The sequence below is a fragment of the Sphingomonas sp. NFR04 genome, from assembly GCF_900114095.1.
In the GTDB taxonomy this organism is placed as follows: domain Bacteria; phylum Pseudomonadota; class Alphaproteobacteria; order Sphingomonadales; family Sphingomonadaceae; genus Sphingomonas.
On the sequence record NZ_FORV01000004.1, the window covers coordinates 450883 to 473218 of the forward strand.

Annotated in this window: 18 protein-coding genes; 4 read left to right on the top strand and 14 right to left on the bottom strand. The window is 66.8% G+C overall.

Annotation, left to right across the window (positions count from 1 at the left end; all coding sequences use genetic code 11):
* Positions 1–38 precede the first annotated feature (38 nt).
* Both BM009_RS14505 and BM009_RS14510 read right to left on the bottom strand, forming a co-directional pair.
* Positions 39–3155: a TonB-dependent receptor plug domain-containing protein gene (locus BM009_RS14505; protein ID WP_254772294.1), complete on the bottom strand. Its 3117-nt coding sequence runs from the start codon at positions 3153–3155 to the stop codon at positions 39–41.
* 231 nt (positions 3156–3386) lie between these two features.
* A complete protein-coding gene (locus BM009_RS14510) occupies positions 3387–3887 on the bottom strand; it encodes an Lrp/AsnC family transcriptional regulator (protein ID WP_093297236.1) in 501 nt (166 codons plus the stop codon).
* A 152-nt stretch (positions 3888–4039) separates the two neighbouring features.
* Here BM009_RS14510 and BM009_RS14515 point away from each other — a divergent pair, with 152 nt between their 5' ends.
* Complete coding sequence (locus BM009_RS14515) at positions 4040–6433, top strand: zinc-dependent metalloprotease (protein WP_254772295.1); 2394 nt, start codon at positions 4040–4042, stop codon at positions 6431–6433.
* A gap of 151 nt (positions 6434–6584) precedes the next feature.
* On the opposite strand, the gene BM009_RS14520 is transcribed toward BM009_RS14515, so the two are convergent.
* Genes BM009_RS14520 through BM009_RS14530 form a run of 3 tightly spaced genes read right to left on the bottom strand, consistent with a single transcriptional unit; the run spans position 6585 to position 8786 of the window.
* On the bottom strand, positions 6585–6884 hold the full coding sequence (locus BM009_RS14520; protein WP_093297239.1) for a putative quinol monooxygenase: 300 nt from the start codon (positions 6882–6884) through the stop codon (positions 6585–6587).
* A 52-nt stretch (positions 6885–6936) separates the two neighbouring features.
* Positions 6937–7959: an AraC family transcriptional regulator gene (locus tag BM009_RS14525; RefSeq protein WP_217644202.1), complete on the bottom strand. Its 1023-nt coding sequence runs from the start codon at positions 7957–7959 to the stop codon at positions 6937–6939.
* Positions 7956–8786 (bottom strand): oxidoreductase, encoded by an 831-nt coding sequence (locus tag BM009_RS14530; protein WP_093297243.1) that lies wholly within the window; start codon positions 8784–8786, stop codon positions 7956–7958. The genes BM009_RS14525 and BM009_RS14530 overlap by 4 nt, the downstream gene beginning before the upstream one ends.
* 230 nt (positions 8787–9016) lie before the next feature.
* Between BM009_RS14530 and BM009_RS14535 the strand changes: the two genes are divergently transcribed.
* A complete protein-coding gene (locus BM009_RS14535; protein WP_093297244.1) occupies positions 9017–10195 on the top strand; it encodes a winged helix-turn-helix domain-containing protein in 1179 nt (392 codons plus the stop codon).
* Between the two features lie 139 nt (positions 10196–10334).
* On the opposite strand, the gene BM009_RS14540 is transcribed toward BM009_RS14535, so the two are convergent.
* The 8 genes from BM009_RS14540 to BM009_RS14575 form a co-directional block, all read right to left on the bottom strand.
* Complete coding sequence (locus BM009_RS14540) at positions 10335–10781, bottom strand: c-type cytochrome (RefSeq protein ID WP_093297385.1); 447 nt, start codon at positions 10779–10781, stop codon at positions 10335–10337.
* 130 nt (positions 10782–10911) lie between these two features.
* On the bottom strand, positions 10912–12162 hold the full coding sequence (soxC, locus tag BM009_RS14545; RefSeq protein ID WP_093297246.1) for a sulfite dehydrogenase: 1251 nt from the start codon (positions 12160–12162) through the stop codon (positions 10912–10914).
* A 15-nt stretch (positions 12163–12177) separates the two neighbouring features.
* On the bottom strand, positions 12178–13293 hold the full coding sequence (locus tag BM009_RS14550) for an LLM class flavin-dependent oxidoreductase (RefSeq protein WP_093297248.1): 1116 nt from the start codon (positions 13291–13293) through the stop codon (positions 12178–12180).
* 41 nt (positions 13294–13334) lie between these two features.
* Complete coding sequence (locus BM009_RS14555) at positions 13335–14180, bottom strand: nitroreductase family protein (RefSeq protein ID WP_093297249.1); 846 nt, start codon at positions 14178–14180, stop codon at positions 13335–13337.
* The gene (locus BM009_RS14560) at positions 14173–14943 is read right to left on the bottom strand and encodes an ABC transporter ATP-binding protein (RefSeq protein ID WP_254772296.1); all 771 of its coding nucleotides are present in this window, start codon (positions 14941–14943) and stop codon (positions 14173–14175) included. Before BM009_RS14560 ends, BM009_RS14555 begins: the two co-directional genes overlap by 8 nt.
* Entirely contained in the window at positions 14940–15815 is an 876-nt protein-coding gene (locus BM009_RS14565) for an ABC transporter permease (RefSeq protein WP_093297251.1), read from the bottom strand. Before BM009_RS14565 ends, BM009_RS14560 begins: the two co-directional genes overlap by 4 nt.
* Positions 15812–16906: an ABC transporter substrate-binding protein gene (locus tag BM009_RS14570; RefSeq protein WP_093297252.1), complete on the bottom strand. Its 1095-nt coding sequence runs from the start codon at positions 16904–16906 to the stop codon at positions 15812–15814. Before BM009_RS14570 ends, BM009_RS14565 begins: the two co-directional genes overlap by 4 nt.
* Positions 16906–17853: an aldo/keto reductase gene (locus BM009_RS14575; protein WP_217644203.1), complete on the bottom strand. Its 948-nt coding sequence runs from the start codon at positions 17851–17853 to the stop codon at positions 16906–16908. The genes BM009_RS14570 and BM009_RS14575 overlap by 1 nt, the downstream gene beginning before the upstream one ends.
* 161 nt (positions 17854–18014) lie before the next feature.
* On the opposite strand from BM009_RS14575, the gene BM009_RS14580 reads away from it, so the two are divergent.
* Positions 18015–20588: a TonB-dependent receptor gene (locus tag BM009_RS14580; RefSeq protein ID WP_093297256.1), complete on the top strand. Its 2574-nt coding sequence runs from the start codon at positions 18015–18017 to the stop codon at positions 20586–20588.
* A gap of 91 nt (positions 20589–20679) precedes the next feature.
* Positions 20680–20955, top strand: coding sequence for a hypothetical protein (locus tag BM009_RS22270; RefSeq protein ID WP_139216627.1), 276 nt, complete (start codon positions 20680–20682; stop codon positions 20953–20955).
* Positions 20956–21093: 138 nt separating this feature from the next.
* On the opposite strand, the gene BM009_RS14585 is transcribed toward BM009_RS22270, so the two are convergent.
* Positions 21094–22308, bottom strand: coding sequence for an MFS transporter (locus BM009_RS14585; protein WP_093297258.1), 1215 nt, complete (start codon positions 22306–22308; stop codon positions 21094–21096).
* Positions 22309–22336: the final 28 nt, after the last annotated feature.

Consider the following 22336-nt stretch of genomic DNA (forward strand, 5'->3'; position numbering starts at 1 on the left):
GGGAAGGGGGCGGCGCGCGAGGGCGCCGCCCGGCAGGGTCAGAAGTGGAAGCGCATTCCCAGCCGGTAGACCCGGCCGAGCACGTCGTAGAGGGCGCGGTTGGTCTGCGGATAGGCCGGTGTGTTGTTGCCGGTGGGGCCGTTGCCGACGAGCACCGGATCGGCATCGAACAGGTTGCGGATCGACAGGAAGCCCTGGAAGTTCACCCGCCCGACCGCGAACTCGCGATTGGCCTGCAGGTCGAAATAGATCGCCCCGGCGATATGGTTGGTGTTCACCGTGCGGTTGGCGACGGTCGAGACCGGGCAGTCGGTGGAACAGACGACATAGCTGTTGTCGTACACGCCGCTGCTAACCCCGCGGCCGACCAGCTGGAAGGTCCAGCGATCCACGTCGTACCCGGCCGAGAAGCGATAACTCCAGTCGGGCAGGCTGCCCGAATTCTGCCCCGCCGCTTCGGTCGGCACGTCGATGCCGTTGTTGGTGTAGAGGCTGAGGTTGCGCGTCACCAGCGCGCGCAGCGTCATCTTGCCGGCGCCCAGATTGCGGCGATAGCTCAGCTCGAAGTCGATGCCCTTGGAGAGGATCGAGACGAAGTTGGTGGGCTTCAGCTCGATATTGGTGATCGCGAGCCCCGCGGCGGTCGCACCGCGCCCGCCGGTGGTGGTGATCGCCGCGCAGGCAGCGGCATTGGCCTGCTCATAGCATTGCGTGACCAGCGTCTGCGCGGTGATCGTGTTGATCGCCCCGCCCAGCTTGATCCGGTAGAAGTCGACCGAAGCGGCGAGGCCCGGCACGAAGCTGGGGGTGAACACCGCGCCGACGCCCAACGTCTTGGCGATCTCCGGGTTAAGCGCGGGGTTGCCGATTGTCGCTTCGAGGAACTGGTCGGTCCGCTGGGCGCCATTGGCCAGCGGCACGTTCACCGTGTTGGTGCGGCCGGTGGCGGCGGCAAACAGCTCGCCCAGATTGGGTGCGCGGATGTCGCGCGAATAGGTCGCGCGCAGCTTGATGTCCGGGATCGGCTGCCAGGTGGCCCCGGCCTTCCAGGTGGTGACGCTGCCCGAGGTGGAATAGTCGGTGACGCGCAGCGCGCCGTTGAAGTCGGCGCCCTTGAACAGTGGCACCAGCGTCTCGGCATAGGCTTCCTTCACCGTATAGTGGCCGAAGCTGGGCAGGTAATTGCCGTAGATCCACGTGGGCGTGGAGACGCCGTTGACCAGGCTCGGCTGGAACAGCGGGTCGACATAGCCCGACACCGCCTCGCGCCGCCATTCTCCGCCAAAGGCCAGCGAGATCGGCCCCGCCCAGAGATCGACCAGATTGTTGGTCGAGAAATTGAGCGCCGCGACGTCCTGCTTGAGCGTCTGGTAGCGCAGCGGCTGCTGGCCGTCGTAGAAGATATAGTCGAGCGCCGCCTGGGTGACGCCGCCGACGCCGATGCGGTTGATCGGCACGCAGCCGTTGCTCGGGCTGGTCAGCGTCGAGCGGCAGACGATCGTGCCTGCGGCGATGCCGGCGCTGTTGCCGGCTGGCGCGACCACCGCGTCGGTCGCCTGGGCGAGGCGGGTTACGTTCCAGGCGTTGGTCAGCAGTTCCTGCGTCTTGGTGACGCCCTTCTGGTAATAGCCGCTCCAGGCCCAGTCGATCGGCCCGACGACGAACTTGCCGCTGCCGCCGAGCACATAGCGATAGACTTCGCGGGTATTGTCGCTGCCCTGGGGCGGGATGCCGGCATTGCTGGTGCCGATCGCGATGGTGGAGATGCGGCTCGCCGCCGCCACCGACGCGTTGTAGGCGCTCACCTGGTTCAGGAAGGATTGCGGCAGATAGGCGTTGACCAGCCCGCCATTGGCGGCGCTGGGCGCCACCTGGATGGTCACGCCGGTCGATGGCGTCTGCTGGTAATAGCTCTGGCCCTGGTAGCGGCTGTACGCGACCTGGGCGTAGAGCTCGATCGCATCGGAAAAGGCGTAGCTCGCCCGCCCGAAGCCGCTGCCGCGCGTTTCGGCGGGGAGCAGCGTGGCGCTGCTCAGATGGCCTTCGCGGGTCAGCTTGTAATCGCCGCCCACCATCCACTGGCCGTTGACCTGGCCGAAGGCGAGCGTGCCGGTGGTCGCCTTGCCGGTCGCCGGATCGATCGTGCCGAAATAGGTGCCGCGGAACGGGCCGGTGCTGATCAGGCCGCCGGGGGTGAACTGGCTGGTGCCGATGCCGCCCTGGATCAGGCGCGCCGGGTAGCAGATCGTCGCGGCGTTGTTGTCGGTGCAGGCCGCGGCCGAATAGGCGGGGTTGTCGATCTGGAAGAAGCCGGCATCGTTCCAGTCGCGGTCGATCGTCTGGATGCCATATTGCTTGAAATATTCGCCGCTGGCGAGGAGGTGCCCCTTGCCCCCGGCGAATGGCGTGCCGGCGGTGAGCGATACCTTGTGGTTCGGGCCATCCCCATAGGTGGTGATGCCGTACTCATAATCGCCCGAGACGCCCTTGAATTCCTTGTCGAGGATGAAGTTCACCACGCCCGACACCGCGTCCGAGCCATAGGCCGAGGAGGCGCCGCCGGTGACCACCTCGACGCGCTTGATCAGCGCCTGGGGAAAGGTGTTGATGTCGACCACGCCGCTGGTGGCGGAAGCGACCGAGCGCTGCCCGTCGAACAGCACCAGCGTGCGATTGGCGCCGAGCGCGCGCAAATTGACCGAGGCGATGCCTGCAAGCCCGTTGCTCAGCGAGCCGTTGGAATTGCCGGCGGTCGAGCTGCCGCGCACCGCCGGCAGGGTGTTGACGAGATCGGCGATGTTGGCCGGCGCCTCGGTCTGGATCTCCTTGCTGCTGATCACGCTGACTGGGGTGGGCGCGCTATAGCCGTCGCGTTCGATGCGCGAGCCGGTGACGACGATCTCGCCGCCTTGCTCGACACTCGGCTCGCCGGTCAGCGGATCGACCGGGATCTCCGGCTTGCCGCCCGGCGTGTTGGTAGTCTGCCCTTCCGCCGGCGCCGACTTGTCGGGTCCCCGCGCCTCCGCCTGCGCCAAGGCCGACCCCGACCAGGCGAGGCAAAGGATCAATGCGCCCGGCGCGACCGTGGCGAAGCGGGCGCGGCGCTGGATGCTGGACGGACGCGCGGATGCGCGGCCGATGCGACTCTCGTGCATGTTGTGAACCCCCGTGGTGACGTGCCGTCTCTCCCGCGTGGTTGGTTCGTCCTGCCTCGGGTGCGTTCCGTCGTTGCGTCGCCCCTGTTATGCGATGCAGTGTAGCGAACAGGCGTCGTCGCTTCTCGGCAAAGAACATGCGCCTGGACCGGCTGATTGACGGAATCGAACGAAAAGCCGGTAGTTTACGCTGGATTCGTTCTCAGCAATCCTTTGTCTTGAAGCTTAGTATCAGGCGTGACGGATGGATTCGAGCACTACGGGTGCGACGATCCGGCGTTCGACCGAGCGCATGAGGAAGCTGCTGCGGATCCGCGCGACGTGCGGGAGGGTCGATAGCTCGCGCCGATAAACGCGATCATAATCCTCGAACGAACGGACATGGATCATCATGATGAAGTCCGTCTCGCCCGAGACGAAGCTGCAGAACGACATCGAAGGACAGCGCACCACCGCCAATTCGAACTCGTTGAGCGCCTGTTCCGCCTGGGAACTGAGCTCGATCGAAACCAGCACGTCGATGCCATAGCCAAGTGCGGCCATGTTGAGCTCGGCGGTATAGCCCCGGATGACGCCGCGATCCTCGAGGATCTTGCGCCGCCGTGCCGTTGCCGTGCTCGACAGATGAACGCGTTCACCCAACGCGACATCCGAGCTGCGGCCGTCGCAGACCAAGTGGTTGAGGATGCGAAGATCGGTCCCGTCGATATCGTCCGTAGCGGAATTGTTCATTTGGCGCCCCTTCCGTTGAACAAATCGATCGTTTTCACCCTGAAAATTGTAGAAAATTGCCGGGATGCACAATCGTTTTTCCGAGTAGGATGGCGCAGTGCAGCACTGCAATGGGGAGATCGGGCATGCGGGATAGGGTGAGCAGAATGGCGATGGCGATCATCTTGGCCGCGGCGGCGGCATCGGCGGCCGCAGCGCTCCCGGCGCGCGCGCAGGAGGCGCCGCTGCTGCCGGTGAAGGCCGTGCCGGCCGAGGGCCGCATCCTGTTCACGCTGCCCCGCCCCGATGCCGACGGCGTGGCCGGTCGCTTCCTCTATGCGACGACGATGCGCAGCGGGTTGGGATCGGCCAATCTCCGCATCGATCGCGGCATGGTCGGCCCCGAACAGATCCTCGCCTTTCGCCGCATCGGCAAGAAGGTGGCGGTGACCTTCGAGAACTGGCGCTTCCGGGCCACGGGCGATGCCGCGGTGGCCGAGGGCGGCCGCTCCAGCTTCCCGTTTAACGTGGTGGCGATGCTCGACGTGGTGGCGTCCGGGCCCGACGGGACGCTGACGATCGACATCGCGCCATTCCTCACCCGCGACACGGTGGGGCTGGCCGACGCGCTGAACGAGGGCGGCAAGGGTTTCCGCCTGGCGGAATCGCTGAGCGCCGCCGATCCGGGCTCGGTCAAGGCGTTCCCCGACAATATCGAAATCGACGCCCTCCAGACCTATCAGAGCGACACGCCCGGCCGCGAAGTCTCCGCCATCGCCGCCGAACCGCGCCAGATCGGCTTCGTCGTCCATCACAGCTTCGTGCGCCTGCCCGCCCCCGGCTTCCAGGTGCGGCGCTTCGATCCGCGGTCGGGGACCAGCGGGGAGCGCTATTACGACTATGGCACGCCGCTCGGCCAGGACGTGGTGCAGCAACTCGCCAACCATTTCCGCCTCGAGAAGGTGGATCCCGCCGCGCCGCGCTCGCGGGTGAAGAAGCCGATCGTCTTCTATGTCGATCGCGCCGCCCCCGAGCCGATCCGCACCGCGCTTGTGGAAGGCGTGAACTATTGGCGCACCGCATTCGACAAGGCCGGGCTGATCGACGCCTTCCGCGCCGAGGTGCTGCCCGAGGGCGCCGATCCGATGGACGTGCGCTACAACATGGTCAACTGGAGCAACCGGCTGACGCGCGGCTGGTCCTATGGCGGCGGCATCGTCGATCCGCGCACGGGCGAGATCATCAAGGGCAATGTCGTGATCGGCGCGCTGCGCGTGCGGCAGGACATGACCATCTTCGAAGGGCTGGTCGGTACCGCCCAGAATAGCAGCGGCGGTGCCAACGATCCGGTGCGCGTCTCGCTCGATCGCATTCGCCAGCTCGGCGCGCACGAAGTGGGCCATGCGCTCGGCTTCATGCACAATTTCGCCGGCAGCACCCAGGATCGCACCACCGTGATGGATTATCCGCCGCCGCGCATCAAACTGGTCGGCGGCGCGATCGATCTGTCCGACGCCTATGCCAAAGGCGGCGGCGCGTGGGACGACTTCATTGTCGACTGGCTCTATGGCCAGCCCGCCCCGGGTGTCGATCCGGACGCGGCGGCGCGGCAGAAGGCCCTCGCCGTGCAGGCGCGCGGGCTGCGATACGTCACCGATGTGGATGGCCGCGCGCCCGATACGCCGAGCCCCTGGGGAAGCATGTGGGACGACGGGCCGGATCCGGTGGCGTCGCTGCGCCACATGCTGGCAGTGCGGCGCGTGGCGCTCGCCAATTTCGGGCCGGGCGCGCTGCGCAAGGACGAGCCGCTGGCCGATCTGCGGCGCAAGTTCGTGCCCGTCTGGCTGCTCCACCGCTACGACATCGATGCCGTCGGCAAGCTCGTCGGCGGGATCGATTCCGACTATGCGGTGGCGGGCGACAACCACCCGATGGCCAAGCCGGTGCCCGCCGCCACGCAGGCGGCGGCGCTCGATGCGCTGATCGAAACGCTGTCGCCGGCAACGCTCACCGTGCCCGATCGGCTGGTGATGCCGCTTTCCGCGGCGATCAACGGCCGCGACGATCCGCAGTTCGACCAAGAAGTGTTCCGCAATGCCGGGTCCTTCGCCTTCGATCCGCTGGTCGCGGCGGACGTGGCGGCGCAGCTGACGCTCGATACGCTGCTCGCCCCGGCACGCCTGCGCCGGCTGTTCGAACAGCATCGGCGCGATCCGTCGCTGCCGGGTGTCGAGGCGCTGCTCGATCGCCTGCAGGCGACGCTCCCCACCGCGCGACGCGATGCGGTGGGGCGTCGCATCGCCTATCGCATGCTGCTGTCGATCGCCGCCGCCGCGCGCGATCCCGAGACCGGCCCGGACGTGGCGGCGCTTCTCGAGGATCGTCTGTCGACGATCGCCGCCACGCTGGCTGCGGTCGGCACCGGCCAGGACGGCGCATGGGCCCGGCACACCGCTGCGTTGCTGCGCGACAAGGAGGCGTTGCAGCGCAAGTTGGAAAATCGCCAGGCAGCGCCCGCCATCCCGCCGGGCATGCCCATAGGCGATACGGGCTGGTTCGACGATTGATCCGACTATCGTGGGGCGGTCGAGAAGTGTCGAACGCCCTTTTTGACCGCCAGACTATCTAAATGAGGTCCGCTCGCTGTTGGGATCCGCCTGTTCGACCTCCAGACATTTAACTTTTGACAACAGCAGAGGGCGGCGCGCGCTTCATAGGTCACTCACCGATCGTCGTTGCGAAGGTCATCTCGACCGCGCCATCGACCAACGCGGGGACGCGGCTCATCAGTGCCTGCATGTAAGGCTGCGCAAAATGCGCGTCGAGCGCGGCGCGCGACGCCCAGCTTTCATAGAGGAGCCAGGTATCGGGCAACGCGATCGCGCGATGCAGGACATAGGTCAGGCAGCCCGCTTCGGCACGGGTCGGCCCGACCAGCGCGCGCAGCGCGAGTTCGAGCGCCTCGGCTTGGCCGGGCTGCGCCTTCAGGCGAGCGAACAGGATCAGGGGTTCGGACATTGCGCATCCCCGCAAAAAGAGAGAATCAGGTAAGCGGGTAGTGGAGCCCGCCTCAGTCAGCCGCCGCCCGGTGGCGCTGCCGCCACGTCGCTGGCGTCACACCCTCCCAGTCCTTGAATGCGCGGTAGAACGAGCGCGTGTCCTGATAGCCAAGCAAATAGGCGACCTCGTCGATCTGCACCGCAATGTCGGCGAGCAGGCGGCGACATGTCGCCTGCCGCGCTTCGACCAGCAGTTCCTTGAAGCTGGTCCCTTCATCGGTGATGCGACGCTGCAGGGTGCGCTCGCTCATCCCCAGCTGGCGTGCGATATCACTGATGTCGGGGCGACCACTCGGTAGCCTCGCCTTGAGCGCAGTCACCACCTGTTCGGAGATCGTGACTGGCCGGTCGAGGTTCTGCAACTCGGACGTGAGCGCTGGCGTCAACAGCTCGATCATCGCGGCGTTGTGCCCGGGAAACGGAGTGTCCATGTCGGCGATGTCGAACGTCAGCGCATTGCGCGGCCTGTCGAACCGCACCGGCACTCCAAAATAACGCTCATATTCGCCGTGCGACGCCATTGGGCGGCTGAGTTCAACAGCCTGCGGCATGACCCGCCGACCAATTCCCCGCCGTGCCAGTTCCATCAGCGTGGCGAAGGTGAGGTCGACGCTTACCTCCGGCTCGGGACCCGCGGCGTGCAGCCAATCGATGGTCACCACACAACGGTCCTGCTCCTGCGTGACGACCAGTCGCTCGGCCGTGCAAAGCCGCTTGAACCGGGCGAGCCGCTCGAGGCCATCGCGCAGATCGCGAGCATAGAAGGCGGCGACGGTTGATGGCGGGTGCGCTGCGGTGTCTGCGAATTCGACAAGGTGCAAACCTACCGCCGCCATCTCCGACAGCTGGCCCAGCGCCGCCATCAGCGCGAAATACTGCGCCGTCGTCAGGATGCCCTCGCTGGCGAGCGGGAGGTTGAGCGGCAGCTGCGCGCGGTGGAGCAGGTCGAGCGGGCGAACGCCGGCCGCCTCCACCGCGTGCCAGAAGCCCGGCGGGATCTTGCAGCGGTCTGCGGGTGCCTTGACCATATTCATGCTGCCTGGCTCAGGATGATGCGGTCGAACATCCGGTCTCCCAGCCACATGCGCAATCCGATCAGCAGTTTGGCGAACTTGCCCGCGGCATAGCGCGTACGCGGACGGCGGGCCGCCACGGCCTTGCCCACAATGTCGGCGATGAGACTAGGCGGGGAGCTCTTTCCCGGGCGATAGGCGTCGCGCGTGCCGCGCACGATCGCCTCCACAAGCGCGGCATACGGTCCCGTGCCCGATCGATCCATCAGGCCACCCGCGGCGACATCACCGAAACTCGTCTCGATGATGCCCGGCTCGATGATGATGACGTCGATGCCAAAGGGCGCGAGTTCGAGGCGCAGGCAGTCGGACCAGCCTTCGAGCGCATGCTTGGTGGCATGATACCAGCTGCCGAGCGGGGTATACATCTTGCCGCCCATCGAGCTGATGTTGACGATCCGTCCCGCCCCCTTCGCGCGCATTGCCGGCAGCAGCAGTTGCGTCAGATGCGCCGCGCCGAACAGGTTGACCTCGAACTGATAGCGCGCTTCGTCGATGCCGACTTCTTCCATCGGTCCATAAAGCCCAAAACCGGCATTGTTGACTAGCACGTCAACGCCGCCGGTCAGCGCCATGATCCTGGCGACGGCCGACGCGATCTCGGCACCATTCGAAACATCCATCACGATCGGCTCGGCGCCAAGCTCGGCCAAATCCTGCATCCGCTCGACGCTGCGAGCGGCGACGAAAACCTGATAGCCGTCAGCGTTCAGGCGCTTGGCGATTTCCTTTCCCATCCCCGACGATGCGCCGGTAACGAGAGCGGTCTTGCGGTCTTTGCTAAACATGATCGAGTCCTCCTTCGATGAACCCGATCTAGGCGGGACACGGCGCCGCCACATTCACCGGCGGCGCCGATTTACTCACCGATCGCGCCATCCAGTCTGTGGCGGCTTTTGGCAGGCTCGGTGAGCCGGCCGAACAGCGGGAAGTGAGTGCGCAACCGTCTACATGCATCTGATAATTGCCAGTGCTGCGTCGCTTGACCTCGCCCATTCTCGGATCAATCAGCGACGGGATGACGACCAGCCTTTCCCTCGCTGATGCACGGCGGATTGCTCTAGCCGCGCAGGGGTTTGCCTCCCGAATTCCCTCACAGGTCGGCGCAGCCCAGTTACGCCGAACCGTAGATCGCCTCAGCCTTTTCCAGATCGACAGCGTTAACGTGCTGACGCGTGCTCACTATCTACCAGCCTTCTCACGGCTGGGCATTTACGATCGTGCACTACTCGAGCGCGATGCATGGGGTCCGAAATCCGGTCGACGCCTTTTCGAGTATTGGGCTCATGAAGCTTCGCTCCTCCCGATGGATTTGCATCCGCTGTTACGGTGGCGGATGGCGAAGGCCGAGCGCGGCGAGACCGGATACGTTGCGCTCAGGCGCTTTGCGGGCGAGCGCCGCGTCGAAGCCGATGCGGTTCTCGCGCGAATTGCTGCGGATGGCCCACTCGCTGCCGCCGACTTCGAGAACGGCTCAAGCCGGAGCGGCTGGTGGGAGTGGAGTGACACGAAGCATGCGCTGGAGTATCTGTTCTGGGCGGGGCGCATCACCACCGCGACGCGGCGTGGCAGTTTCGCGCGCCTGTACGATCTGACAGAGCGAGTAATCCCGGCAGGCGTCCTCGGACTCCCTACACCAAATGCGGCTACCGCGCAGCGCATGCTCATCGAACGTAGTGCGCGAGCACTCGGTGTTGCCACGGCTGCCGACCTCCGCGACTACTTCCGGCTGAAACCGGCGGAAGGCGATCCAGCGATAGCGAGCCTGGTCGAGGAGGGTGTCCTTGAACCGGTCGAGGTTGAGGGATGGAGCCAAAAAGCGTGGCTGCATCGCGAGGCAGCCAAGCCACGCCGAATACGCGGTGCAGCGCTGCTGGCGCCTTTTGACCCGCTCATTTGGGAGCGCAGTCGAACAGAGCGGCTGTTCGGCTTTCGCTATCGTATCGAGATCTACGTCCCGCAGCCGCTTCGTACCCATGGCTATTACGTGCTGCCATTCCTGCTTGATGAAGCACTGGTAGCCCGGGTGGACCTCAAAGCCGACCGCCAGGATGGCGTACTGCGAGCGCAGCGCATCACGCTCGAGCGGGATGCGCCGCTCGACACCCGCGAGCACCTGGTCACTGAACTTGAACGCATGGCAGCGTGGCTCGGCCTCGGGGCCTTGTTGCTCGGCGAAATCGTCGTGGCTCAATAGGCCGGCACGTGTCAGCCGCCGGTGCCCCGACAACTTTTACGCTTAGCCGTTCTCCCCAATCGGTCGGCGGCCACCTGGGAGATCTTCGCGGCGTCCACCTCGACGTTGGCGAAGCGATGCCGGCGAGAACGAACAAGCTTCAATTTCCAGGCGCTGCTCGAACTAGCGTCCCGTCAAAGCCTTTGTCCTCAAGGCTGACGAACCCATCGCGGTTCGGCATGCGAACGCGCAGAAGCGACGCCGCATCGAGCCTGGCGTCGGCCTTCACGATACCGTCGACCGACAGCAGGTAGGCGACGACGCCGTAGACCTCCTCGTCGCGCAGCGACTGCGGGGCAGTGAGCGGCATGGCGCGGCGGATATAGTCGAACAGCGGCGGCGCGTAGGGCCAGTAGCTCGCGACCGTCCGCACCGGCTTCGCCGAGCCGAGCGAGCCGACCCCGCCGGTCAGACGGTCGGCGATACCGCCCCGACCTGCGGCACCGTGGCAAGATGCACATTTCGCGTCGAACGTGGCACGCCCGGCTGCAACCGAACCGGAACCCGGCGGAAGCCCGGTCCCGTCCGCCAAGACCGTCAGGTCCATGCGCCGTACTATCTCGGCGGGGGCGGGGCGGCCGAGCTTTGGGCTAGCCCCGACGGTGCGGTCGCGGGCGAGCAAGAGCCCTGCCAGCACCGCGCCAACGACAGCCACGCCGCCAAGGAGCACCCTCCGCCTACGCGTAGACATGGGCGACCTTGCCGTCCGTGCCCACGCTCCACGCCTGGATCGCATTGCTGTGATAGCCCTGCCCGGGGGCATATTTGCCGAGCCAATCGGCGCGGCGGGGCTGCACCGCGCCCGCCTCGTCGGTGGCGCGGCTCATCAGCACGGCAGGCGCGCCGTTCCACCGCCAGGGCATGCGGAATGCGGTCAGCGCCTGGGGCAGCACTGGCTGGTCGAGTGTCGCGTCGGCCCAGCTGGCGCCGCCGTCCGCCGAGACCTCGACCCTGCGTATGCGGCCCCTGCCGGACCAGGCCAGCCCGTCGATCTCATGATAACCGGGGTGCTGCAGATCCAGCCCGAAGGATGGCCGCAGCAGGATCGACTTCACCCCCATCCGTAGCGAGAACATCTCGGCTTTGCCGCCGGCGAGCAGATCGGTGTATTTCGACGTCTCCTCGCGCGAAAATGCGGGGTCGTGGAGCAGCTTGAGCCTGCGAAGCCATTTGACGGAAGCATTGCCTTCGATACCGGGCAGCAGCAGCCGCATCGGGAAGCCCTGCGCCGGTCGCAGCGGCTCGCCATTCTGGAACAGCGCGATCATCGCGTCGTCGAGGCAGAGCGACAGCGGCACGCTGCGCGTCATCGCCGCGGCATCGGCACCCTCCGCCTGCATCCACCGCGCGTGCGGGTCGATCCCGGCCTCGTCGAGCAGGGTGGAAAGCCGGACGCCGGACCATTCCGCGCCCGACACCAGCCCGTTCAGCTGCCCGGCGCTCGCCTGGACGGGCACTGGCGCCGCCAGCGTTCCACTGTTGCCCGAGCATTCCAGGAACAGCGTGCGCGTGTAGCGGGGGTAGCGCAGCAGGTCCTCGTAGCGGAACAGCAGCGGCTGGCGCACCAGTCCGTGTACGAGGAGTTCGTGCTTCGCCGCGTCGATGTCGGGAATGCCGTTATGGTGGCGTTCGAAGTGCAGGCCGTTGGGCGTCCGGGTTCCGTGCAGCTTGTCGAGCGGCGTGCGCGATGATCCGGTTCCCGGAAACGGCAGGTCTGGGACGATGCGCCGCGCCGGGTTACCCGGCGTCCCTCCGCCGGAGAGCGGCGCACCGGGTTGCAGCATGCCGGCAGGCGACCTGGCACCCACCGCCGCGCGTACCCCTGTCGCGAGACCAGCGGCCGCCAGCCCGCCGCCGAGCAGCAGCGCGCGGCGGTGGAGCAGGCCGCCGCCAGCGACCTGCTCCCATCCTTCGGAACCGTCCGTCATCCTCGATCGCGCGCTTCAAGCGACCGCATCGGCCCGGAGCGGCTCCGTCGACGCTTCCGTGGCTCCGTCGCGCAGCAATGGCAGCAGCTGGTCGCCCTGGCGTCGGATTTCCGACAGATAGGGCGTGTCGGACAGGACGAAGTGGTTGATCCCGAGATCGCGATACTTGCGCAGCGAGCGTGCAACGTCCTCGGCCGATCCGACCAGCCAGGTGGTCCCGGCACCGCCGCCGCCATAGCGGCCGGGCGCAGTATAGAGATTGTCGTCGAGCACCTCGCCGCGCGCATGCAGGTCGAGCAGCCGCTGCTGGCCCACCGCAGGGCTGCGGCGATGCTGGTCGACCTGCGCCTGCTTGGCCGCCATCTCGTCCACCTTCGCCTCGGCATCGGCCCAGGCCTGTTCGGTGGTGTCGCGCACCAGCGTGGTGATGCGGAGACCGAATTCGAGCGGCGGGAGGTCGCGGTCGAGATCGCGGCTCAGCCGTTTCAGCCGCGCGATCCGCTCCGCCACGCCGTCCAGCGGCTCGCCCCAGAAGAGCTGGACGTCCGCCTCGGTCGCCGCGACGCGCTCGGCCGCCTCTGACGCGCCGCCGAAATAGAGCCGCGGGTGCAGCCGATCGCCACGGGGCGGGATGCGGGGCACCACCGTCGATCCAGCGACCTGGAAATGCTCGCTTTCGAACGTGACGTCGGTTTCGGTCCACAGCCGCCGCACCAACCGCATGAAGTCCTTGGTGCGGGCATAGCGATGGGCCTGGTCGCCCTCGCTGTCGCCATAGGCGGCGAGATTGTCCTGGCCGGAGACGATGTTGATGCGCACCCGTCCGCCGCTCAGCGCATCCAGCGTCGCCGCCGCCGAGGCGAAGTTGGCGGGCCGCCAATAGCCGGGGCGGATCGCGATCAGCGGCTCGAACGTCCTGGTGCGGGCGGTGAGCGCGGCGGCGACGGTGAAGGTGTCGGGCCGCCCCCAGCCGGTGCCGATCAGCGCGCCGTCCCAGCCATGGTCTTCGAGCGCGCGCGCATGGCTGGTCAGCGTCTCCAGGCTTGCCGGCTCGGGATCGCTGACGTCGCCGCGGTGGCCACCCTCGACCTGATTGGGGATGTACCAGAGGAACTCGGTGTGGTTCGTCATAAGGACTCCATTGCTGGGGGTGGGGAAGGGGCGGCTGCCGGCTAGTCGAGCCGGAAGCCGAGGCCGTGGAGGACGGCGCGGAGGGCATCGCGCCCGGCAATCGACTCCGCGCCGCGGACGCGCTGGGTCGCCTGGTCGCTCCAGTCGCGCTCGGGCAGGTGCTGCTCGCGCTGGAAGCTGCGGAGGCGTCGATCATAGGCGGCGATCGCAGGTGGGCTTGCCGCCGCGCCATAGCGTTCGCGGAAGAGCACGGCGTCCTGCGGCAGGCGGGGCTTGACCGCGGCGGGCCGCGCGGGATCGGGATAGCCGACCGTCAGCCCGAACAGCGCAAAGCTCTGCGGCGGCAGCCCGAGTTCGGCGGCGACCTCGGCAGGCTTGTTGCGGATGCCGCCGATATAGCAGCTGCCGAGCCCGATCGATTCCAGCGCCACGACTGCGTTCTGCGCGGCGAGCGAGGTGTCGACGGCGCCGAGCAGGAAGCTCTCGAGAAAGTGAAGCGCATTCGCCGGGGTTCCTATCGCCTCGCCGATACTGGTCAGCCGGTGATGGTCGACGATCCACAGGAGGAAGAGCGGGGCGTCTAGGATCTGCTTCTGGTTCCCCGCCAGCGCCGCGAGCCTGGCCTTGCGCGCCGTATCCTCCACGGCGATCACGCTCCAGGGCTGGAGGTTGGACGAGCTCGCGGCCGACTGGGCGGCGCCGACCAGCAGCTCCACCGTTCCAGCAGGCACCGGGTCGGGCAGATAGGCGCGGACCGAGCGGTGCGAGAGCAGGCCGTCGAGTGTCTCGTTCCAGAAGACCGGCGCCTTGCGCGGTTCGCGATAGCGTTCGAACAGGCGTGCGGCGGGTACGTCCGCCCAGTCGGCGGTTTCGATCAGGTCATCCATGGCGTTCTCCGAGCGACGGCAGCGGAATGGCGGCGTCGGACGCGCCGTCGGGGAATTCCTCGACACCGAGCAGCCGGTGGAGCAGCGCGCGCAGTTCGGCGATGCGGGCGCGGCGCGCGATGCCCGTGCCGGGCAGCGCGACCGCGATGTCGGCGGCCAGCCGGCCGTCCTCGAGCAGGACGATGCGATCGGCGAGCAGGATCGCCTCGTCGATATCGTGGGTGACGAGCAACACGGCAGGCTGGTGGGCATCGACCAGCCGCCGCAGCAGCGCGTGCATCTGGACGCGGGTCAGCGCATCGAGCGCGCCGAACGGCTCGTCGGCGAGCAGCAGCTTAGGCTCGCGCACCAGCGCGCGGGCGAGGGCAACACGTTGCTGTTCGCCGCCCGAAAGCTCGTGCGGCCAGGCGCGTTCGCGGCCGCCCAGCCCCACTTCGGCGAGCGCGGCGCGTCCGCGGTCGCGCCCGCCCGAAATGCCCAGCAGGACATTGTCGAGCACCCGCATCCACGGCAGCAGCCGGGCATCCTGGAAGATCACCGAGAGCCGCTCGGGGAGCCGGATCTCGCCTTCGCCCTCCGCCTCATGGTCGATCCGGGCGAGAGCGCGGAGCAGGGTGCTCTTGCCCGAGCCGCTGCGGCCGAGCAGCGCGACGAACTCGCCCGGGGCGACGTCGAGGTCGATGCCGTTGAGCACGCCCTTGCTGGTGAACGACCGGGTGAGACCGCGGACCTGCACGGCCAGGCTTTCCGCACGCACGCTCACCGGCCGAGCGTCCGGCGCCAGCGCAGCAGGCGGCGTTCGAGCAGGCGAACCAGCGCGTCCGAGCCGAAGCCGAGCAGCGCGTAGACGACGAGGCCGACCAGCATCACGTCGGTCTGCGCATAGTTGCGCGCGAGGGTGACCATATAGCCGATGCCGCTGGTCGCGTTGAGCTGCTCGACCACCACCAGCGCGAGCCAAGAGGAGGTGACCGCAAAGCGCAGGCCGGTGAGGAAACCGGGCAGCGATCCGGGTACGACGACGTGGCGGAGGAACTGCCAGCGCGAGAGGCCGACGGTCTCGGCCAGCTCGACATGGCGCAGGTCGATCGCCCGCAGGGCATTGTGGGTGTTGATGTAGATCGGCACGAACACGGCGACCGCGATCAGCGTGACCTTCATCGTCTCGCCGATGCCGAGCCACAGGATCATGAACGGGATCAGCGCGAGGATCGGCACGCCGCGCTTGATCTGCACCAGCCCGTCGATGACATAGCCGCCGAGCAGCGACAGCCCCGAGAGGAGCGCGAGCGCGGTGCCCATCACCACGCCGAAGCCGAGCCCGCTCATCGCCCGCCAGGCGGAGATGCCGAGATGCTCCTGCAGGCGGCCTTCGCGGACCAGTTCGATGCCGGTGGTCACCGCGGTCCAGGGTGCGGGCAGGATGCGGGGATCGAGCCAGCCGGTGGCGGAGAGCAGCGACCAATAGAAGAGCAGCAAGCCAGGGCCCAGCAGGCTGCCATAGCGGGCAGGGGTGCCGGGGCTCAGCCTCTGCCGGGGCCGCGCCGGGCGGGGGCGGCCTTGCTCCGCAGGCGCAATGGCCGGGGTCCTTGGCGCCGTCGCCGGCACGTACAGACGTTCCGCATAGGCGTTCATGGTGCAATTCCCTTCGCTGCTGCCGCCGCGCCGGCGATTCCCTCGAAGCGGCGGTCGAAAAGCGTCGCCGCGTCGAGGCGCGGGCGTTTGGTCTCGGGGGCCAGCGTGTCGATCGCCGCCTGCTCATAGGCGATGGCGCCGTCCCACTTATCGGGAATGGCGACGTTGGCGGTATAGTTCGCGAGCACGCGGGCATCGGCGAGCGGCAGCCCGCGCTTGCCGGCATAATAGCCGCGCGCCAGCGCTTCGGTGTGGGTGTTGATCCACGCCTGGCCGCGCCCCCAATATTGGATGAAGATGCGCAGCGCGGCGGCCTTGCCGGGATCGGCGAGCACCTTTTCGGGCACGTAGATATTGCCCCCGTCGTCGCGGAAGGGGGCGTGCTGCAGGATGTGCGCGCCCCGCGCCCCATAGTCCCGCACATAACGCTGGGCGACCAGATCATTGCGGATCGGCGCTGCGTCGATCGCGCCGGAAGCGAGCGCGTTGGTATAGACGTCGCCGCCGATGCTCGAGGGCAGCTCGACCAGCGTCACCTGATCGCGCGGGATGCCGGCGGCCTTGAGCGTATCGATGACGATCTGGCCCTGCACCTGGCTCGGGCTGAACGCGATACGCTTGCCACGCAGGCCCGCGAGCGTGTGGATCCCGGCCTTGGGCGCGATCCCGAACACCCAGGCGTGGCGTCGCGTGCGATCGGCATATTCGCGAAAGGCGATGATGCGCACCGGGATGCCGGCCCACACCGCATGGATCGGCGGCACGCTGGCACCGAAGCCGACTTCGAGCACGCCGGCATGGAAAGCCTCGGTCACGTCGGGGCCGCCGGTGATCTCCGCCCATTGGATGCGGAAGGGCAGCTGCTTGTCCCAGCCATTATGCTCGAACACCCAGCGCGTCACCGGATCGCCGACGCGGAGGACGACACCCGGCGGCACGCGATCCGGGATCGGCGCGGCGAGTGCCGCGCTGGGCGCCGCCACCGCCGTGCGGCGCGCAGGCGCAAAGGCCAGCAACAGCGCGGAGGACGCAACCACGACCGCCGCCAGCGTGCCCGATCCGGCCGGCCAGCGAGGCGTCGTGCGTGCCATCAGGCCGGCACGGCGTCGGCGGGGACCGACTTCATCTGCTCGGTCGGGTAGCGGTCGCCGACCGTGGCGCCGTGCGGGAAGGCGGCTTCGAGTTCCTCGATCGTGCCTTCGTCCAGCTGGATCGCGCCCGCCGCCCAATTATCCTCGAGATGGCGGATGTGCCGTGTGCCCGGGATCGGCACGACCTGTTTCGCCAGCACCCAGGCAAGGCTGACCTGGGCCGGCGAGACGTGCAGCCGCTCCGCGACGTCCTCGATCGCCCGCCGGCGCCGCGCGTTGGCTGCTACGGCCTCGGCCTGGAAGCGCGGGTGGATGTTGCGGCGGTCATTTTCCTCCACCGGCCCGGCGCCGGCAAGAAAGCCGCGCCCCAGCGGGCTGTAAGCGACGAAGGCGATGCCGAGGTCGCGCGCGGTGGGCAGGATCTCCGCCTCGACGCCGCGGGTCCACAGCGAATATTCGCTCTGCAGCGCGGCGATCGGTGCCACGGCATGGGCGGAGCGGAGCTGCTCGGCGCTGACTTCGGACAGACCGATCCCGCCGATCTTGCCTTCGTCCTGCAGCACGCGCAGCTCGCCCACCGACTGCTCGACCGGCACCTCGGGATCGACGCGGTGCAGATAATAGAGGTCGATCCGCTCCACCTTGAGCCGGCCTAGGCTCGCCTCCACCGCTTCGCGCGCGGTGACGCGGCTGCCGTCGCTGCGCCGGTGCGTGAACTTGCTGGCGATGACGAGCCCGTCACGCCGCCCGGCGATCGCCCGGCCCAGCAGCTCTTCGTTATGCCCGCTGCCATAGGCGGTGGCGGTGTCGAAGAAATTGATGCCTAGCTCGATTGCCCGGCGCAGCGTGGCGATCGACTGCGCCTCGTCCGCTTGCCCATAGACATGGGATAATCCCATCGCGCCAAAGCCTTGGGCGCTGACCTGCGCCCCACCGATACTCGCCACATCCGTTCTCCCGGTTGGTGCCGACAGGGTGCGGGGGGAGGCGACAAGCGGCGACGCAGAAAAACTTCGGCCCTCTAAATCAAATCCTACTTAATAGATGGGGATTCGCGTTCATACGAATATCTATCGAGTCGATAGGAATTAAACAAAGGGGGTCCTCGATGAATCATCTGCATGTCACGCGTTCGCTGCTCGCGAGCGCCGCCATCGTTGCGACGCCCGCAGTGGCCCGGGGACAAGCCACGCAGCAGGTCCAGCTCGCCGCCCTGGCCGAGGAAGGCGATGGGCAGGACATCCTGGTGATGGCGCGCCGCCGTTCCGAGAATATCCACGACGTGCCAATTTCGGTGCAGGCGATCAGTGGCGAGACGCTGGAGCGCAAGGGAACGATCGATCTGCAAAGCCTGATCGACCAGACACCGGGCCTGAACTCCACCGGCGGCAACCCGCGCAACTTCTCGGTCACGATCCGGGGCATCGGCTATGCGCCCACCGCCGCCGACGGGCTCGACAACGCGATCGGCGTCTATTTCGACGGCGTGTACCAGGCGCGCCCCGGGCAGGTGCTGCAGGATCTCGTCGACGTGCAGAGCTTCGAGGTGCTGCGCGGCCCGCAGGGCACTTTGTTCGGCCGCAACGCGGCGGCGGGCGCGCTCAACATCACCTTCAACAAGCCCAGCTTCACCCCGGCGCGCACCTTCGAGGTGACCTATGGCCGCTACAATTTCGCGCAGGGCAAGGCGATCCTCACCGGCCCGATCAGCGACACCATCGCTTTCCGGACGGTCGCGTTCGGCACGAGCGGCGACGGCTGGATCGCCACGCCCTTCCGTCCGGCCTTCCGTGCGGCGGCAGCCCAGAAGAACATCTACGCGCCCACCGCGACCGACGATGCGACCACGGCGGGAACCGGCCGCTGGGGCGTGCGCCAGCAGTTCCTGCTCGCCACCGGGCCGCTCAAGGTGAACCTGGCCGGGGACCTCAACGTCGAGCGCGACAGCTCGTCCGGCTTCAGCTCGGGCGGCGGGATCGTCGAGCTGTTCGGGCCCGGCAACTGGGGCATCAACACCACGGCGGCGCAACAGACCCGCGTGAGCAACGCGCTCAAGGCGCTGGGGCAGCTTGCCAACTACGGCGGCGTGCAGAACTGGGTGCCGAGCGTCGATCCGCGCACGAACATCACCAACAACTACAACCAGATGCGCACCAAGAATGCGGGCGTGTCGCTGACCGCCGACTATGATTTCGGTCCGGTGACGCTCACCTCGATCAGCGCGTGGCGGCTCTGGACCTTCGATCCGCCACAGGACAGCGACAGCACGCCGATCGACATCTACCAGAACATGGCGATCAGCCGCAGCGATCAGTTCAGCCAGGAATTCCGCCTCGCGTCCAATCGGCGCGGCCCGATCGAGTGGCAGGCCGGCGCCTTCCTCTATTATTCCAAGCTGCGCGACCATTATGTGGTGCACCAGTTCGGCGCGGACGTGATCCCCTGGTACAACGCCTATAACACGATCGCCGGTACGAGCTTCACGCCGCTACCGCTGTCGTTTCGCTCGCAGCTGACCGGCGTGCAGATCATCGAGGATACCACGGTCAAGAACCGCACCGCCGCCGCCTATGGGCAGGCGACGTGGCACCTCACCCGCAAGCTCGATCTCACCGGCGGCCTGCGCTACACCTATGACCGCAAGAACGGCTCCAGCCCGGTCGATACCAGCCAACTGCCGACATCGCTTCCGGCGGGAATCACCAACGCGCAGTTGCTGGCCTTCTACAATGCGATCGATGCCGTGCAGCGCAATGTGGGCATCGCCTATGCCGTGCCAGGCTATCCGACGACGCCCGCCACCACCGGCTATGCGCTCAACCTGCGGACCTCGAACGACAATCTGTCCGGCACGGCCAGCCTTTCGTACAAGATCACGCCGGACATCACCGCCTATGTCACCTACGCCACCGGATTCCAGGCAGGCGGGCTCGATCTCAACAACCGCTCGCTCAACCCGACGGCGCCGGCGATCCAGCCAACGACGACCAAGAATATCGAAGCCGGGATCAAGGCATCGTTGTTCGACAAGCACCTGACGCTTGCGCTCTCGGCCTATCACGAGAAGCTCGACGGCTTTCAGACCTCGATCTCGTACACGCTGCCCGACGGCACCCCGCAGCGGGGCGCGACCAATGTCGGCGATATCCGTGCGCGCGGGGTGGAATGGAGCGCGGCGGCCAATTTCGGGTCCGGCCTGCGGCTGACCTTCGACGGCAACTACAATGATGCGGTCTACACCCGCGCGCCCTCGCTGCCGGCACCGGCCGAACTCAGCTACAACGGTATCGCCAATATCGACGCCAAGGGGCAGCGCGCACCCTATTCGCCCAAATGGGCGCTCTCGATCACGCCCTCCTGGGATATCGCGATCAACGCCAGGACCGAATTCTACAGCTATGCGCAGTTCTCGCACACCACCGCCTACGGCACCGGCGTGACCCAATCGATCTATACCCAGGTGCCGGCCCAGTCGAACCTCAACCTGCGTGCGGGGCTGCGGCTCGACAGCGGCAAGTACGATGTATCGCTGTTCGCCAACAATGCGACCAACGAGCGGAACATCATCTCGCAGGCCCTGCTGGCGGCGCCATCGGGGGCAGGGGTGACGGCGTATCTCGGACGAACGGTCAACTACAATCAGCCAGCCAGATATGGTCTGACGCTACGTGCCAAGATTTGAACAGCCGATGCTCGATGCTTCTCGCCGAGACACGAGCAGCCTAACGGGACGTGTCGCGTCCTGTATCTCTGTCCCATGCGTCGGCAACAGGATGTTGCTGGATGTCTGCGGAGAGGTGGATGGTGCCGGGGACGGAGTCGAACTGACTGAAATTCGAAAATTAAATCAAAGATTTAAGCAAGGTACTGTCAACCTCGATACCGTGCGATATACCGTCAATGCAAAAAGTAGGTTGGTTCGATTCCAAGAATTGCAGACGATTTATCCATTATCGTCGAGTGGAAGCGATTTCGACGCTGCATCCAGTTGGGCTGAAATGCAACCCTTTGAGAGCAAAACTGGCGGGGTCGTAAGTCTCGATCGCTGAAATTCGTGCACGTGGCCTATCGGGGTCAAGGCTAACTCAGCGGGAAAATTCAACGGGATGCAATCATACAGCAAGGGCTGAGCGAGAGATTTGCCGTAAGAGGCGAGCAGCCATGAAGCTGCAAGCACGTTTGAACTCTCAACGAGTCAGGGTTTCGCGCTGCATCAGCCAGAGCACCGCAGCGCTCGAAAACGCCGCCGCAGCAGTGAACATTGCGGTGCGCAGCCCAAAGTTGCTGGCAATCTGTGCGGTGATGAGAGGTGCGAAGAAGCTGATTACCCGGCCCCAGTTGAAGATCGACGCGGCCGTAGATTGCAGGTGCCGCGGATAGAGCTCGGCCATCCACGGCCCCCAGATCACGCTCGAGCAGAGCGCGCTACCGTACAGCAGCCCCAGCAGCTTGAGCAGCAGCGGATCGGACGGCGCCAGCAGGAAGCCGATGATGGCCAGGGAGGCGATGCCAAAACCAACGGCGTTGAACCGGCGGCCGAAGCGATCGGCGGCCCAGCCCCAGAAGAAGCCGCCGACGATGTTGCCGCCGAACTGCCAGGCCACGAGCTCGCCCGCCACTGCCGTGCTCAGCCCGCGCTCGCCGGTCAGATAGGTCGTCAGCCAGCCGCTGAAGGCGGCATAGCCGAAGAAGTTCAGGCCGGTCATCGCCGCAAGCATCAGCGTCTGCCGGCGCAGGCCCGGCGCGAACAGCTCGCCGATCGGCAGCCGGGTGGTTGCGCGCTGGACGAGATCGACGGGCGAGCCTGCCGGGATGAGGACCAGCGCAACCAGCGCAAGCGCCAGCGGGGGCAGACCGCCGATCCACAGCAGCAAGCGCCAGTCCGGGGCTGAGACGGCGCTCATGCCCACGCCCAGCATCACGATCGAAAGGCTAAAGGTGGCATTGAGCATGCCGGCAAGACGGCCCCGCATCGTCGGGCTGAAGAGGTTGACATAGATGCCGACGACGACCGGGAACGACGCACCGGCGAAGAAGCCGAGCAGAAAGCGCTGGACGAGAAGCTCGACATAGCTGGCAACCGCCACGCCGCTCAGCAGCATGACGCCATAACCGACGACCAGCGTCGCCAGCATCCGCCGCCTGCCGAACCGATCCGCCATCTGGCCGATCACGATCGCGCCGATCAGCGCCCCGGCACCTTGCGCCGAATAGACCGAGCCTGCCTCCAGCAGCGATAGCCCCAGTGCCTGGCGGAGGAACGGCCGCAGCACGTCCACTGTGTTCCAGGCCCAGCCATAGAAGAATTCGCAGACCAGCAGCAGCCCGAAGATCGCCAGCTGACGCGGGAAGCGCAACGGCGGGTTGGCCGGTGCCGGGGAAGAAATCGCGCTGCTCGCCATGTGCTGTGTCCAGATTTACCGGGGAGAG

Bases quoted from the DNA above. Each gene is read 5' to 3' on its own strand.
- BM009_RS14530 (WP_093297243.1), bottom strand. From the start codon at position 8,786: ATGTTTAGCAAAGACCGCAAGACCGCTCTCGTTACCGGCGCATCGTCG.
- BM009_RS14505 (WP_254772294.1), bottom strand. From the start codon at position 3,155: ATGCACGAGAGTCGCATCGGCCGCGCATCCGCGCGTCCGTCCAGCATC.
- BM009_RS14570 (WP_093297252.1), bottom strand. From the start codon at position 16,906: ATGGCACGCACGACGCCTCGCTGGCCGGCCGGATCGGGCACGCTGGCG.
- BM009_RS14520 (WP_093297239.1), bottom strand. From the start codon at position 6,884: ATGTCCGAACCCCTGATCCTGTTCGCTCGCCTGAAGGCGCAGCCCGGC.
- BM009_RS14550 (WP_093297248.1), bottom strand. From the start codon at position 13,293: ATGACGAACCACACCGAGTTCCTCTGGTACATCCCCAATCAGGTCGAG.
- BM009_RS14510 (WP_093297236.1), bottom strand. From the start codon at position 3,887: ATGAACAATTCCGCTACGGACGATATCGACGGGACCGATCTTCGCATC.
- BM009_RS14540 (WP_093297385.1), bottom strand. From the start codon at position 10,781: ATGGACCTGACGGTCTTGGCGGACGGGACCGGGCTTCCGCCGGGTTCC.
- BM009_RS14585 (WP_093297258.1), bottom strand. From the start codon at position 22,308: ATGGCGAGCAGCGCGATTTCTTCCCCGGCACCGGCCAACCCGCCGTTG.
- BM009_RS14515 (WP_254772295.1), top strand. From the start codon at position 4,040: ATGGCGATCATCTTGGCCGCGGCGGCGGCATCGGCGGCCGCAGCGCTC.
- BM009_RS14525 (WP_217644202.1), bottom strand. From the start codon at position 7,959: ATGAATATGGTCAAGGCACCCGCAGACCGCTGCAAGATCCCGCCGGGC.
- soxC (WP_093297246.1), bottom strand. From the start codon at position 12,162: ATGACGGACGGTTCCGAAGGATGGGAGCAGGTCGCTGGCGGCGGCCTG.
- BM009_RS14555 (WP_093297249.1), bottom strand. From the start codon at position 14,180: ATGGATGACCTGATCGAAACCGCCGACTGGGCGGACGTACCCGCCGCA.
- BM009_RS14565 (WP_093297251.1), bottom strand. From the start codon at position 15,815: ATGAACGCCTATGCGGAACGTCTGTACGTGCCGGCGACGGCGCCAAGG.
- BM009_RS22270 (WP_139216627.1), top strand. From the start codon at position 20,680: ATGTTGCTGGATGTCTGCGGAGAGGTGGATGGTGCCGGGGACGGAGTC.
- BM009_RS14580 (WP_093297256.1), top strand. From the start codon at position 18,015: ATGAATCATCTGCATGTCACGCGTTCGCTGCTCGCGAGCGCCGCCATC.
- BM009_RS14535 (WP_093297244.1), top strand. From the start codon at position 9,017: ATGACGACCAGCCTTTCCCTCGCTGATGCACGGCGGATTGCTCTAGCC.